This is a genomic window from Nostoc sp. NMS4, from assembly GCF_017115095.1.
In the GTDB taxonomy this organism is placed as follows: Bacteria; Cyanobacteriota; Cyanobacteriia; order Cyanobacteriales; family Nostocaceae; genus Nostoc.
Genome location: NZ_JABXKI010000196.1, coordinates 17,988 through 31,431 on the forward strand (window position 1 = coordinate 17,988; position 13,444 = coordinate 31,431).

11 protein-coding genes are annotated in these 13,444 nt (G+C 40.7%); 4 read left to right on the forward strand and 7 right to left on the reverse strand.

Going from position 1 to position 13,444, the window contains the following annotated elements; genetic code table 11:
• Positions 1-52 precede the first annotated feature (52 nt).
• The 4 genes from HWQ37_RS16580 to HWQ37_RS16595 all read right to left on the reverse strand — a co-directional run bounded on the left by HWQ37_RS16580 (position 53) and on the right by HWQ37_RS16595 (position 3,491).
• Positions 53-1,708, reverse strand: a complete 1,656-nt coding sequence (locus HWQ37_RS16580; RefSeq protein WP_292748746.1) for a hypothetical protein — start codon at positions 1,706-1,708, stop codon at positions 53-55.
• A 17-nt stretch (positions 1,709-1,725) separates the two neighbouring features.
• Positions 1,726-2,628, reverse strand: coding sequence for a trypsin-like peptidase domain-containing protein (locus HWQ37_RS16585; RefSeq protein ID WP_292748748.1), 903 nt, complete (start codon positions 2,626-2,628; stop codon positions 1,726-1,728).
• Complete coding sequence (locus HWQ37_RS16590; RefSeq protein WP_292748750.1) at positions 2,621-2,821, reverse strand: hypothetical protein; 201 nt, start codon at positions 2,819-2,821, stop codon at positions 2,621-2,623. Before HWQ37_RS16590 ends, HWQ37_RS16585 begins: the two co-directional genes overlap by 8 nt.
• A 424-nt stretch (positions 2,822-3,245) precedes the next feature.
• Positions 3,246-3,491, reverse strand: coding sequence for a hypothetical protein (locus HWQ37_RS16595; RefSeq protein ID WP_292748752.1), 246 nt, complete (start codon positions 3,489-3,491; stop codon positions 3,246-3,248).
• 228 nt (positions 3,492-3,719) lie between these two features.
• Here HWQ37_RS16595 and HWQ37_RS16600 point away from each other — a divergent pair, with 228 nt between their 5' ends.
• Complete coding sequence (locus tag HWQ37_RS16600) at positions 3,720-5,678, forward strand: AMP-dependent synthetase/ligase (RefSeq protein WP_292748753.1); 1,959 nt, start codon at positions 3,720-3,722, stop codon at positions 5,676-5,678.
• A 42-nt stretch (positions 5,679-5,720) separates the two neighbouring features.
• Complete coding sequence (locus HWQ37_RS16605) at positions 5,721-6,170, forward strand: YlqD family protein (RefSeq protein ID WP_012412623.1); 450 nt, start codon at positions 5,721-5,723, stop codon at positions 6,168-6,170.
• A gap of 41 nt (positions 6,171-6,211) precedes the next feature.
• Here the strand turns inward: HWQ37_RS16605 and HWQ37_RS16610 are convergent, their stop codons facing one another.
• A complete protein-coding gene (locus tag HWQ37_RS16610; protein ID WP_292748754.1) occupies positions 6,212-6,733 on the reverse strand; it encodes a hypothetical protein in 522 nt (173 codons plus the stop codon).
• 514 nt (positions 6,734-7,247) lie between these two features.
• Between HWQ37_RS16610 and HWQ37_RS16615 the strand changes: the two genes are divergently transcribed.
• Positions 7,248-8,543 (forward strand): dihydrolipoamide acetyltransferase family protein, encoded by a 1,296-nt coding sequence (locus HWQ37_RS16615; RefSeq protein WP_292748755.1) that lies wholly within the window; start codon positions 7,248-7,250, stop codon positions 8,541-8,543.
• 152 nt (positions 8,544-8,695) lie between these two features.
• Here HWQ37_RS16615 and HWQ37_RS16620 read toward each other — a convergent pair whose 3' ends face one another.
• The gene (locus HWQ37_RS16620; protein WP_292748756.1) at positions 8,696-9,526 is read right to left on the reverse strand and encodes a peptidoglycan-binding domain-containing protein; all 831 of its coding nucleotides are present in this window, start codon (positions 9,524-9,526) and stop codon (positions 8,696-8,698) included.
• A gap of 102 nt (positions 9,527-9,628) precedes the next feature.
• Positions 9,629-10,582, reverse strand: a complete 954-nt coding sequence (locus HWQ37_RS16625; protein ID WP_292748757.1) for a glycosyltransferase family 2 protein — start codon at positions 10,580-10,582, stop codon at positions 9,629-9,631.
• A gap of 323 nt (positions 10,583-10,905) precedes the next feature.
• On the opposite strand from HWQ37_RS16625, the gene HWQ37_RS16630 reads away from it, so the two are divergent.
• On the forward strand, positions 10,906-13,245 hold the full coding sequence (locus HWQ37_RS16630; RefSeq protein ID WP_292748758.1) for a PhoX family protein: 2,340 nt from the start codon (positions 10,906-10,908) through the stop codon (positions 13,243-13,245).
• Positions 13,246-13,444 lie beyond the last annotated feature (199 nt).

Here is a 13,444-nt window from a genome sequence, read left to right on the forward strand (position 1 = left end):
AATAGACTCCTATTTAATTCTTACAACAACCCAGTACACATCTATTCGCTACTTAGTTATTTTGAATTGCTTCATCAAACTTCTGAATCAAATATCTATAGGGTGCGTCATTGTATTCCTCGTTGTGTAGATAGTAATTGACTACAAACTGAAATTCCCAGTCATTTTCTACTTCCGATTTAAGGGTATAAATAAATTCATGAAATTGCTCTCTATCTGTATTGCGGAATATTCCCAGAGTTTCTTCAACGGTTTTATCAAAGAAATCATTACGGAGTTCTTGTCTATAAGCCAGACTATCAGGGCCAAAATTGATAAATCCAGCGTGTTTCTGAAGACTTTGAAAAAAATATTGCATAGACCAAGTACCCGCAACAGCAGAATTATTCTTTGATTTCAGTTCATGAATATATTCCCAGCAGATTTGAGCCGCTTCGCTACAAAGTTCTTGAAAGTTATCAGGCGATGTTTCTCGGAGAAGACCAATAACTAGCAGCCGCCGTGTCATTCCATCTTTGATCATCGTTTTATCACGAGTAAAAATAGATGTCTTTGTTAGTTCAAAACTTAATTTATAGCTATCCTCACTGAAAGGTAACTTAAATCTCCGAACCGCTTCCTTTAATACCCAAGTCCCATTGAGGATGGGAAATATACTCAACTTTTCAATAGATTCGTATAGATGATTATTTTCTTTTGTCAAGCTTTCTTTAATCTGATCTCTACACCTTTTGAGGTTTTGTTCCCATAATTGATTGCCATAAATGTTTAAAAGCCAACTTACCGGATAACAACCATCTCGATAAACTTTTAGTGCTTCAGCAATTCCCCCTGGATGTCCACCAGTTAAATATAATAAATGTCCTGCTAGTAAAGCCAGACTTTCAGAATTCATATCTATAGGCTGGAGATATTTTGTTGCTGTATCTTGAATTACTTCCCAGTTAAAAGGAGAGAGTGTTAGTTTAGGAAAAATCCGATCTAATGGGAGATCGATTAGACAGCGAGCTGCAATCACAACGCGAAGTCTCCGAGAATTATCTTTAAAAAACTTTAATTCTTTCAAACATTTTTCAATTCTCCATGCAAATTCTTTAAAGTCATTAAAAAGTTCATTTAAACGTTGTTTTTGTGGGGCACTGCCATCTAAATCAATTAGCAGTACAATACCTTTTTTCCCCTGAAATTGCCATTTAGCCCAATTTCTATGCAATACTGAGCCTAAACGTTCTCCCCAAGTTAAATCATGCCCTTCTGGAAGCGTCAGTTGCAGAGAACTTGCCAATCGTTTTTCTAAGTCTTCAATATTTTCATAACCAGAGATGGAAGCGTAAGCACAACACCATTCTAATTCTTGAAATTTCCCCAATATCTGTTTGAGAAATTCTGTTTTTCCGTAACCTTCAGGTGCTGTCACCAGACGATAAGGGGGAGAATTAGTGGCTGTAATTTCATTAATTGCCGCATCTCGATTCGTGAATGGGATCTTATCAGGCTGAAGCTCTAAGGAATGAGGATTTATCTCGCTTAATTCTGATTGAGCTTTTTCTATTTCCTTGAATTTATCTTGAAGTTGCTTTTGCAATTTACTTTTATCTACATTATTCAGCGTCCATCCTATTTGATTGCTGAGAGTTTCAGCCTCAGTGTTTAAATTAGCTATTAACTGTTCTAGATGGTTTTTTTGTAAATCTAAAGAGCTTTTCATTTTATTTAGGGATTAAATTAATAGTTTATGGCATTAAGTTCGCTTTCTACTTGCTCAAGCTCTTGTAGTATAGTATCAATTTGGCGTTGGAGTTTATTGCGATCGCCAGCATTAAGTGTATAGTTTAGTTGATTGTAAGCCGCCTCATAATCACTACTGAGAACGTCAAAGCGTTGTTGCAAAGTTTTGATTTTGAGTTGTTGTACTCTACTCTTAATATTCTGGATATGTGCATTTGACGAAATCGGCAAGTTTATTTCATCCCATGCTTCAATCAATACATCCGCAGGAATCATGAAAGCAGTTTTGATATCTTCTCGCCGCTTCTCTGCCGCTACTGCCATTCCAACCACTCCTACAAGGGTTTCATCCCATATCGGCGCGCCACTAAAACCCGGTTCTATCTTGTAGCCAGTTACCTTACTATCTTCTAATTGCACCCATCCCTTTCCTTGTCCGTCTCGCAACACACCTGTAGCCCAAACACCATCATGATGTCCGTCAGGAAAACCGAATATGCGGAAAGGATGCTGCCAAACATTGCTAGTTTTTATTAGCTGGATAGGTTGGGCTTCTTTAGGTAACTGCCCTTCTATTTGCAATCCGGCAATATCTTCAGGCTCAGAAGTTGATGCATTGCTAACTAGGGGTTGCCAAAAAACAACTTTAGCTTTTAGTTGTTGTCCTGATGCAATTAGCGGGAAATCTAAATAAATATCATGATTAGGAGCTTCAACTATATCCTCTGGTAAAGATAAAGCTGAGGTAACAACATGAGCGCACGTCAGGATGTAATTTTGAGTTCGCCCAGAGACTAAAAAACCTACACCAACTACCGCACCATTGGCATGAAAAATCCGGGCGATCGCTGACCTAAAAGTTTGAATATAATTATCTGTACTTGCTACCATATTATGCATTGTCTTGCTTCCATTTCAAGGTAATTTCGTAGTTAGCTTCAAGTACCATTTGCCCTGTAGCCGGTCTAGCAACACGTACAAGAGCATTACTATTTTCTGGCTCATCAACTTCAGCTAAAAGTTTTGTGCCATCTTTGAGAGAAAACGAACCCCATACTCCTACGGAGAGGCAAGCTACTAATACATTTAACAATTGTTATATTAGTTATATCTGTAGCTTGACTTCAATTAGTAATTATACTGACTCGGTGAAAAAATTACTTGAATTTTAAGTAAGTAGACAAGAATAAATTAAACTATGTTACGCAATGTAACATAGTTTAATTTCCGTATAATGTTCTGTGTCATTAATTTTGCAAGGTTTGTAGTCAGCGATTTATCGCTCAATTTTAAGCACTGAAGTGCTTACTACAAACTTTTATAACCCATCAGAATTAATGGAACAGACCAGTAGTAGTCTGGCAAGTTTAATTTGTTAGGTTGGTAGTCTGCGCTTTAGCGAAGACAGCGCCAACTACCAACCATATAACAATATAAGAGATTTGACGAAATTAGAAAGAGTTAATTTAAGTGTTCGTCGTCGAAGCACTAAGGAATTTTTACTGGCAAAGAGTTCATCAGTTCGGAGAACACTTAGCACAAAAATCAGGACTAAATTTGCAGTATTGGCTACCTGTTAATTGGTAAGCTGTACAATAAGGAAAACTGGTAAGTTTGATTTTGGCTGCTTGTAATTTGGAACCATTTGAGAGCGTTTCAGTAAGTTTGGTTTTATCAGCCAGAAGGATAGCTAAAAGCTTAGGTAAGACCATACAAGCAACAATATTGAGAAGTGTTAGCAGTATCGAGTCTGTCAAATTCATAGATAATCATCCCCTGTGAAACGTAGGCGATTGCTGTTCTGAGATGCAAACACAATCATTGCTTGCACTCTATGTAAATTAACTTTAACATAAATTTTTGTAAATATAAACGTGGAATTCCTGGAATTATCGTACACAGAAGGGAATGTTGATAATAAGGACGGTTATTGTAGCGGAATAACAAAATAAGCTCGAAAATAATAAGTTTAAAATCTTTAGGTAAGGTTTATGTCAAAAACCCAAACCGCGTCTTCTTTTTTATCTAACATTAGTGAACGAGAACGCCAAGCATTAAAGCGATTGGTAGATTACACAAATGTAGAATCGCTGCCAGAAGTTTGGCCTTTAGCAGCTCAAAAATTTGGTGATGTTGTCGCTCTCCGTAGCCCTCACAGTAAACCAGAAGTAGTAATTACTTATACCCAGTTAGCAGAGCAACTGCAACTATTTGCTGCTGGGTTACAGGCGTTGGGAGTAAAGGTAGGCGATCGCATTTCTCTAATTGCTGATAATAGTCCTCGCTGGTTTATTGCCGATCAAGGCATAATGACCGCCGGGGCTGTTGATGCGGTGCGTAGCTCCCAAGCGGAAAAAGAAGAACTGGTGTTTATCATAACCAATAGCGGCAGTACAGCGATCGTCGCTGAGGATTTAAAAACACTTAAAAAACTACAAGACCGCCTCAAAGATTTACCAATTCAACTGGTAATCCTACTTTCCGATGAAGCACCACCAACAGACGAAACCCTAAAAGTGCTGAACTTTAAACAGTTGATTGAAATTGGGGTAAATCATCATTTTGTGCCAGTCAAACAAAATCGTGAGGCTCTCGCAACCCTAATTTATACCTCTGGCACCACAGGTAAACCCAAAGGTGTAATGCTGTCTCATAACAACTTGATGCACCAAGTAACAACATTTGGGACAGTATTGCAACCAAATGCTGGCGATATCGTTCTCAGCATCCTACCTTCGTGGCACAGCTACGAACGAACTGTTGAATACTACCTACTATCTCAAGGTTGCACTCAAGTTTATACTAATTTGCGTTCTGTAAAAGGGGATTTGAGACAATTTAAACCCAACTATATGGTGGGTGTACCCCGCCTGTGGGAATCGATTTATGAAGGAGTGCAAAAGCAGTTCCGCGAACAGCCAGCGAATAAGCAACGCCTAATTAACTTTTTATTGGGTATTAGCGAAAAATATATCAAAGCGCGGCGAGTTGCTGAAGGATTAGATTTAAGTAATCTTCATGCTTCAGGTAGCGAACGATTAGCAGCTAGGATACAAGCATCGGCTTTATTACCCCTCCATGCCTTGGGAGAACGACTGGTTTACGCCAAAGTTCGGGAAGCCACAGGAGGAGAAGTTAAGCAGATGATTAGCGGCGGCGGTGCGCTTCCCAGACACATCGATAACTTCTTTGAAATTATTGGTGTGCAGATTTTGCAAGGTTATGGCTTGACAGAAACTTCTCCTGTTACTCATGTACGTCGTCCCTGGCGAAATTTGATTGGTGCATCAGGTCAACCATTACCCGCTACAGAAGCTAAAATCGTTGATCCTGAGACAAAAGCGCCTTTACCAATAGAGAAGCGAGGCTTAGTATTGTTGAGGGGGCCACAGATTATGCAAGGCTATTACCAAGATCCCGAAGCGACAGCGAAAGCAATTGACGCGGAAGGTTGGTTTAATAGCGGCGATTTGGGTTGGCTGACACCACAAGACGACTTAGTGCTGACAGGCAGAGCGAAGGATACGATTGTATTGACTAACGGGGAAAACATTGAGCCACAGCCAATTGAAGATGCCTGTTTGCGATCGCCATACATCGATCAAATTATGCTCGTCGGCCAAGATCAGCGCAGCCTGGGAGCCTTGATTGTCCCCAATGTCGAAGCCATAGAAAAATGGGTAGCAAGTCAGAATCTAACCTTAGATACGCCCGCAGATAGTCAAAAAATTGACTTCGAGAGTAGAATGATCCAGGATTTATTTCGGCAAGAATTAAATCGGGAAGTGCAAAATCGTCCAGGTTATCGACCAGATGACCGCATCGGAACGTTTAAACTCATTCTGGAACCATTTTCAATAGAAAATGGTTTGATGACCCAAACAATGAAAGTTCGACGACATATCGTCACGGAACGCTATCGCGCTATTATTGACGGCATCTTTGCCTGATGATTCCACCTGTTAACTGTAAAGAGTGAACGTGAAATATTTATGGATGTCTCCAAATCTAATTTGCTCCTGAAGCGCGTCGTCAACGTCAAAGTCATTGTTACTCCCCTCTGGAAAGAGGAAGTACAACAGCAATTGCAAACGCAAATCAATCAACTTGACCAGCAACTGCAACAGCTAGACGTTGAAGGACAAAGAGCGATCGCCGCAATTCAAAAGCAGAGTCTGCAACCACCCGGCCCCCAGACCCTCCAACAAATTGACAATATCCAACTCCAAGTCAATCAAAAGAAAAGTGAATTTTTGGAGCAAAAAAATCAGTTGCTGCAAAATCTCCAGCAAGTGCAGTTTCTCCAGCAAGATCAGGAAGTCAACCAATTCCAAATGGAAGGCTTTTTCCGAGTAGAAATCGGTGATAACCTGATTAGCAAAATGCAAGTCGAAATTGTTCTGCGCGATGGCGTTGTAGAAGAAATTCGCGGCGACATTTAAATTTTTCATTTGTCATTTGTCATTTGTTTTATGACTAATGACTAATGACAGATGTGATTTAACTTCGTGTGAGAGCGGCTCCCAATTGAACATTCTTCCTGGGAGCCAGCCCAAATAATTTGCCAGACTGGAGGTGAGCTAATAAAAAGCGATCGCCCAAAGGCTGTCATCTCAGCTCGATATTTAACCTTACCAACAGAATTATCACCCCGCTTGATTTGCGTAATCGTCACTAACGCCTGATTTGGCTGCGGATAAACTACCTCTATCTTTCGCGTTCCTGCCACTGCTATATCCTCAAAGGCATTCAGGGCGAGGGTAGTAGGATTACTGCCTTGGAGAGATGAGTTGAGCTTTTCTAAAGGTATAGTTTGATAATCAGAACGCTCTGAGAATTCTGCAACTTCCTGAGACTGATGTATTGCTCCCACCTGCTGGGTTTGCCCATCATTTGTCTCAACAATCGGTACAGATTTCTGATGCAGGGTAATATAAACTCCAGCACCAACCGTAGCAGAGATACTAAGTATCACAATTAAAAAGAATTTCAGCTTTGCCGACATAAAAGTAAACAGGAATTTCAAATAGGTTTATTACCAGTTTTGAATTCTAGATTGAACTGCATCTCTATCCTCTATTAGTGAGAAGCTCTTGTATCTTAAGTAAGTAGTGGTTATGAGGAATATAAATAGCAATCCGATTTAATCTGTGAGAAACTCGTGGTAGTTTTTTGCAACTCAATGACTAAAACGAGACCGAGAGATTGGCTAACCATTGAGTATAGCTCTGTATTATAGACCTCTAAGCCATATTTAGGTTCCTAGAGTCATTTGTTATTGGTCATAGCCTTTCAGGAGTGCTGAGTGCTGAGTGCTGAGTGGGAAATCTCACTTATTTACTCAGTACTGGCTCAACGCCCCGCTACTGCTAACTCTTAACTCCTAACTCCTAACTCTTAACTCCTAACTCCTAACGCCCAACCTAAAATATAAACAGTCTAAAACTCTCCCATCAAGATACAATTCGATCTGACAAAAGCTGTTAAAGTCCATAAACCATTGATTCCCAAACCACCCTATGAGCATTCATGAAGTATTTATGCCGGCGCTGAGTTCCACCATGACGGAAGGCAAAATCGTCTCCTGGGTGAAATCGCCAGGGGACAAAGTGGAAAAAGGCGAAACAGTGGTGGTTGTAGAGTCAGATAAGGCAGATATGGATGTAGAAACCTTCTATGAGGGATTTCTTGCCCATATTATAGTTGAAGCTGGTGAAACTGCCCCGGTAGGATCTGCGATCGCCTTCATCGCTGAAACGGAAGCTGAAATTGAACAGGCCAAATCTCTGGCCAATTCCGGCGGCGTGGCTACTACTACCTCTTCCCCGGAACCAGTCGCCGCCAGCACCGCCTCAACTGCAACACCTGCCTTAGCGTCTCAAAACGGCTCTAACCACAAAGAAGGAAGGCTTGTAGCCTCGCCCCGTGCGCGGAAGTTAGCGAAAGAACTCAAAGTTGATTTAACTACACTCCAAGGTAGTGGGCCCCACGGTCGCATTGTCGCCGAAGATGTAGAAGCATTATCTAATAAAGGCAAACAACCCGCCCCAGTTGCTCCACCAGCACCCGTACCAACCAGCACCCCAGTTGCACCCCCAGCACCCCGAACACCAGCACCCACGGCAGCAGTAGCGGCTGTTCCTGGTCAAATCGTTCCTCTAACTACCTTCCAAAATGCCGTCGTGCGGAATATGGTAGCTACTATATCCGTGCCAGTTTTCCGTGTCGGTTATACAATTACCACTGATGGATTAGACAAACTTTATAAACAAATTAAATCCAAAGGTGTAACTATGACAGCGCTACTAGCGAAAGCTGTAGCAGTGACGTTGCAAAAACACCCATTGTTAAATGCTAGCTACTCAGACCAGGGGATTGTGTATCATTCTGATATCAACATTTCCGTAGCTGTGGCGATGGATGATGGCGGATTGATTACACCTGTGCTGCAAAATGCCGACGCGGTGGATATTTATTCTCTGTCGCGGACTTGGAAATCTTTGGTAGAACGGGCGAGGGCAAAACAACTACAACCCCAAGAATATAACAGTGGTACATTTACCCTGTCCAACTTAGGGATGTTTGGCGTAGATAAATTTGATGCGATTTTGCCGCCTGGACAAGGTTCAATTTTAGCGATCGGGGCATCCCGTCCGCAAGTGGTAGCAACACCCGACGGTTTATTTGGCGTGCGCCAACAAATGCAAGTCAATATTACTTCTGACCACCGAATTATTTACGGTGCCCATGCTGCGGCATTCTTGCAAGATTTAGCAAAATTGATTGAGACGAATCCTCAATCTTTGACAATGTAATTTTGAAAAAACACCAAATTTAAATGTTAGCGCTATCAGCGAATAGCATTTTTCGTAGAATAGCGCTAACAATAAATAATGCCTACACTTAAATTTTTATGGACAAACTACTACCAATATTACCAAGCCCAGCAAATTTGTTCGCTATTTATTTACTTCTTATTCCAGAGGCTTAAAAATGCTTGAGAGATGGCTGGGGTAATCTGACTTTGTAAGTGATTTAATGCATCACGATGATTTGCATTGTTGTCATCATAATAAGTAAACAGATTAGTCAGCTTGACAATCTCTGGATTTTGATCGTTTGTTCCCCTCCATTTGTTAGTAACTTTGTGTAAAACGTCCTTGGGTAGATTTTGTTGTAAGTTATTTAATGCTGCAATGTAAGAAGGATTTTGAGGATTTTTTTGGAATTGCAAGCACAAATCTCTCAGTTTGAGTTGTGACTGAGGCGGAGTCTGCGGCTTATCTGTTAAACTAGCTTGCTGTAGAATTTGACGCTGTTCAATAGTAGCAATGCCATTTTCAGTTAAACCCTGAGATTTTTGAAATTTTTTGACTGCTATATAAGTAGCTGGCCCATAAAAAGGCTTATTTGGAGGAATTTCGGCATTTGTTGCAAAACCGTGAAACTTCAATCTATTCTGAAGTCCGATGACTGTATCTTCCATGACAGTTCGAGTTTCAGAATCAGCGTTACCATTAACGACAAGTTTTTGCGAATACTGTTTCTGAAACTTTTTAATCGCTTCTTCGGTAGGATCGTCTGTCAAGGAGTTATTATTCCGTTTCCAGGGAGCAAATTTAGTGAGATCCGGCTTAGGATCGATCTCAGGAGTTAAATATCCCAATCCGATCAATACGTGACGGATGACTTCAGGGCTACTAACGGCCATGCTTTTTGGTTCCTTTGCGATTAAACTACCATTTAATGTATCTTGTTTTACAAAAATTAGGTAAGTAGAAATAAATAAGTCTAACATTTCTTATTTGGAAGGTGTTTCAAAAGTTAAGCGATGTGTGACTACAAGCTGCAACTCTTTGAGATGTTCGCTGTAGGCGACTACAGACAGTGAATTTTTTAATCAAGATGCTTGGTGCATTTGAGCATAGGCTTCATAGACACCCTTCACGTTGTACCAGTTGAGGAAAATTCGGGCGATTTCTAAAGCCAATTGCGGTTTACCTAAATTAATCAGCCATTGCAATAGCGGTGACATTGTGCGTTCATTTAGCGTACCATTGAGTGAGAGAATACCCCAAAGTAAGCGATGTAGCCAAGTCATTTGAATCATCATTCGCACTTCCCATGTGGGATGCTTTTGATAGAATAAAACTCCCATCCGTCCGCGTTGAATTTCTTGGTCAATTAATCGGGGAATTTGCTCTAAGTTAAATGCTGGATGCCAGTGATATCCTACGGCTTTTGGACATTTAATTAGTGTCAAACCTAGTTTTTTCAGCCGCACACCTAATTCTAAATCTTCCCAGCCATAGAGTTGAAAGCTGGTATCAAAAAGTCCGGCTTTATCTAACCAATGTTTGGGAATTGCGACATTTCCCGTAGCAAAAAAAGCTGCTGAAAAATCTGTGACTTTGTAGGGTTCAGCCGTTGGATTGTTAAAATTACAAGTATTAATAACTGCACCGTAAGTGAAAAAGCGATCGCTTCCCAATTTTTCTTTCCCCTGCACTAGTGCGTCAGCATGAGCTTGCAGGAAATTATTCAGCACTACTAAATCACTATCAATAAAGATAATTGTGTCTCCCAGCGCCTGTTCTACCCCCAAATTCCGAGCCGCAGCCGGGCCAGCATGATCTTGCCCAAACCAGCGCACATGGGGAAACTCCTCTTTATGCGCTGTTAACCACTCCAATGTGCCATCAGTAGAACCATCATCTACCAAGACAATCTCGTAACCAGTAACCGAACTTGGCTGACTCAACTCCTGCACCTCCAAGGCGCGGAGGCACTTTTCTAAAATCGGTTGGCGATTATAAGTCGGTATCACAACGCTGAAAAACACAGTCTCACCCACAGCACTATTTACACATCTCTAGGATAGGACAGATGAGGTACTGACACTGTTCCTTTGCTGATTCTGGTTAAGAAAATGTGATAGTAAATAATTTTTAGTTAACCAAAATATAACCTAAATTTAATCATCGTAACCCATAATTAGTGAAAAACAGATTATTTATCTAAATAAAAACAATCTAACTCACTTTTATTTAAGTTGTCGCCATCAAAAAATTATTAGCTTTTTAAAATACAGTAAATTATCAATAATTACTCATTTTTTTTGTAATCAATCGAGTTTGTTTATCAGAAATTTTTCCTCTCACACCAAAGAAAAGTTTGATGTCTAAATTAAGTCGGAGAGAAATTTTAATATTTTTGGCTGGCAGTGCTGGTGCTGCTATTTTGGGAGAGAAACTCCTAAATGGTTTTGCCAACGGTGCAGAAACAAAAACCATCCCACTTAGCTTTACACCTGTACGCCTACCACATCCTCTACCAATTTATCAACAGCAAAAAAACTTCTTGCCAGCAGGAATAGCTCAGGGAGAAATAGTTAATGCATCTGCGGATATTAAGTTAAGTAGCTACAACGTTATTGATGATGTGGTAGTGCCGCCAGAGTACGAACGTTATGTAATTGTTAGTTGGGGCGATCGCGTCTTTCCTAACAAAGATGATTATTTCGGTTACAACAACGATTTCACTGGGTTTATTCCCCTTGGGAAAACTAACGATGTCGGGTATTTATGGGTGAATCATGAATACGTGAGTTTTCCATTTTCTAGTTTAGTAGTAGACGATTCATCCGATTTAAAAAAACTACCCGACGCATTTGAAAAAGTAATTGGTTGGGCTTTACCTTCCACCAGAAATATTGAAGTAGAAGGTGAATTTTTATATAACCAAGGTGGCTCAATCGTCCGCATCTCTCGCCAGAATACAAGTAAACGTTTTGCTGTAGTTAAAGATGCCAAAAATCGCCGCATTCATGGCCTTTCTGGGTTGGGAATCAATAGCCAACGCAATGATGACTACAAAAGTATCACGGCTTGGGGAAGTCGTAACCATCAAAAAGGTGACAAAAATTATTTAATTGGGACTGGCCAGGCTGCAACCCAAGTTTTTAATCTCTCCTCTGATGAATTGGGTAACAAAATTATTGGTACTGCTTTCAACTGTTCTGGCGGTAAAACTCCTTGGGGAACGATTTTATCTGCGGAAGAAAACTTCCAAAATAATGTCACAGAAGGAGTCAAGGCTAATGGTACTCAGACAGATTACACGGAAAAAACTATCGGCAAGACTTTTGGTTTAGTTGGCGAAAAATACGGCTGGATTGTCGAAATTGACCCCAAAAATCCGAAATTTCGCCCCCGCAAACACACTTCGTTGGGTCGTTTTCGCCATGAAAATGTTGCCCTGCGGGTTGAAAAAGGTAAGAAATTGGTTGCTTACTTGGGTGATGACAGACGTGGAGGACACACTTGGAAATTTGTCAGTGCAAGCACTATTTCTTCACCCACCAGTAAAACTAACAGTAGCTTATGGGAAAATGGGACTTTGTATGTTGCTCGTTACAATCCAGACGGTACAGGTAAATGGATACCGTTACTTTTAACTACTGCTACCAATCCAATTACGCCGACGGTTCTATCTTCTGTAGAATTTGCGGCGTTGCAGAAGGTACAAAAAGAAGGTCTTTTACCATTACCGAGACGCAATGGGATTGCAGGTGAAACCAAAGATGGTGGTACATTTAAATGCGATCGCACTAACGAAGCAAAAGCACTACCTGATTATCAAAATAAAAAGCTATCTGACTTCTACTCTAGCCAAGGTGCTGTTCTCAGTGATGCCTTTTTAGCTGCAAACTTAGTCGGCGGAACTCCCACAGCGCGTCCAGAAGATATAGAAGTGCATCCAACCACCAAAGAAGTATTCATCGCCTATACTGACGGTGCGCCGGGAAGCGATGGTTATCCTGATTCGCGGATTTTTCAAGTTGCCAAGTTAAGTACAGATGCGAATGCAACGCAGCAATCAGGAGGATTGTACAAGATTATTGAAGATAGTGCTGATGCTACAGGTTTAACCTTTAAATGGCGGAGATTTGCCCAAGGTGGCGAAGCCGGCTCGGTTAATGGTGCTGGTTTTGCCAACGTCGATAATTTAGTGTTCGACAATCAAGGAAATGTTTGGGGTGTCACGGATATGTCTACCGGCACTCACAACGGTTTTGATGTCGGTGCTGAGGGTAAACAAACCAAAATCGATCACACAGCTAGCGGTAATGTTTCTGATTTTACAGGAGTATTCGGTAATAACTGGCTGTTTTTTATCCCCACCAGTGGTAAAAATGCCGGACAGGTAATACCGTTTGCTCATGGGCCAGTGCGTTGTGAGATGACAGGGCCAAGTTTTGTGGGAAATACACTAATTATTTCAGTACAACATCCTGGTGAAGATTGTCCAATTAACGATGGCACAATCTTAAGTCGCAGTATTGAATTACTGGATTTAAATGGTACTACATTTAATCAAACTCGAAGTTTACCTCGTGGCAGTAGTTGGCCGAGTAATATCTCAAAAACTGATGGTGGTAAAGAGCAATCTACAGGTATTCCCCGACCATCGGTAATTGGTATTTGTCCAAAAAATTCTCGCAGTAAGTTTATTTAACCAAATCTTATCAAAACAGAATTCAGGAGTAAAACACGCTTTCTAGCTGGGTAACAGACTTACCTTGTGTAGCTCACCAACTTTAAATCTGCTGTATTTTGAGATTTAGTAGCGAAAAAAAGTTTTAATCAAATACAAAATAAATCCCCATTAATCAAGATATAACCTAATCTTAATTTTTGGTGATTAAGTTGGATGA

Coding starts and splice junctions, on each gene's coding strand:
- HWQ37_RS16600 (WP_292748753.1), top strand. CDS start 3,720: ATGTCAAAAACCCAAACCGCGTCTTCTTTTTTATCTAACATTAGTGAA.
- HWQ37_RS16615 (WP_292748755.1), top strand. CDS start 7,248: ATGAGCATTCATGAAGTATTTATGCCGGCGCTGAGTTCCACCATGACG.
- HWQ37_RS16630 (WP_292748758.1), top strand. CDS start 10,906: ATGTCTAAATTAAGTCGGAGAGAAATTTTAATATTTTTGGCTGGCAGT.
- HWQ37_RS16585 (WP_292748748.1), bottom strand. CDS start 2,628: ATGCATAATATGGTAGCAAGTACAGATAATTATATTCAAACTTTTAGG.
- HWQ37_RS16580 (WP_292748746.1), bottom strand. CDS start 1,708: ATGAAAAGCTCTTTAGATTTACAAAAAAACCATCTAGAACAGTTAATA.
- HWQ37_RS16610 (WP_292748754.1), bottom strand. CDS start 6,733: ATGTCGGCAAAGCTGAAATTCTTTTTAATTGTGATACTTAGTATCTCT.
- HWQ37_RS16595 (WP_292748752.1), bottom strand. CDS start 3,491: ATGAATTTGACAGACTCGATACTGCTAACACTTCTCAATATTGTTGCT.
- HWQ37_RS16620 (WP_292748756.1), bottom strand. CDS start 9,526: ATGTTAGACTTATTTATTTCTACTTACCTAATTTTTGTAAAACAAGAT.
- HWQ37_RS16605 (WP_012412623.1), top strand. CDS start 5,721: ATGGATGTCTCCAAATCTAATTTGCTCCTGAAGCGCGTCGTCAACGTC.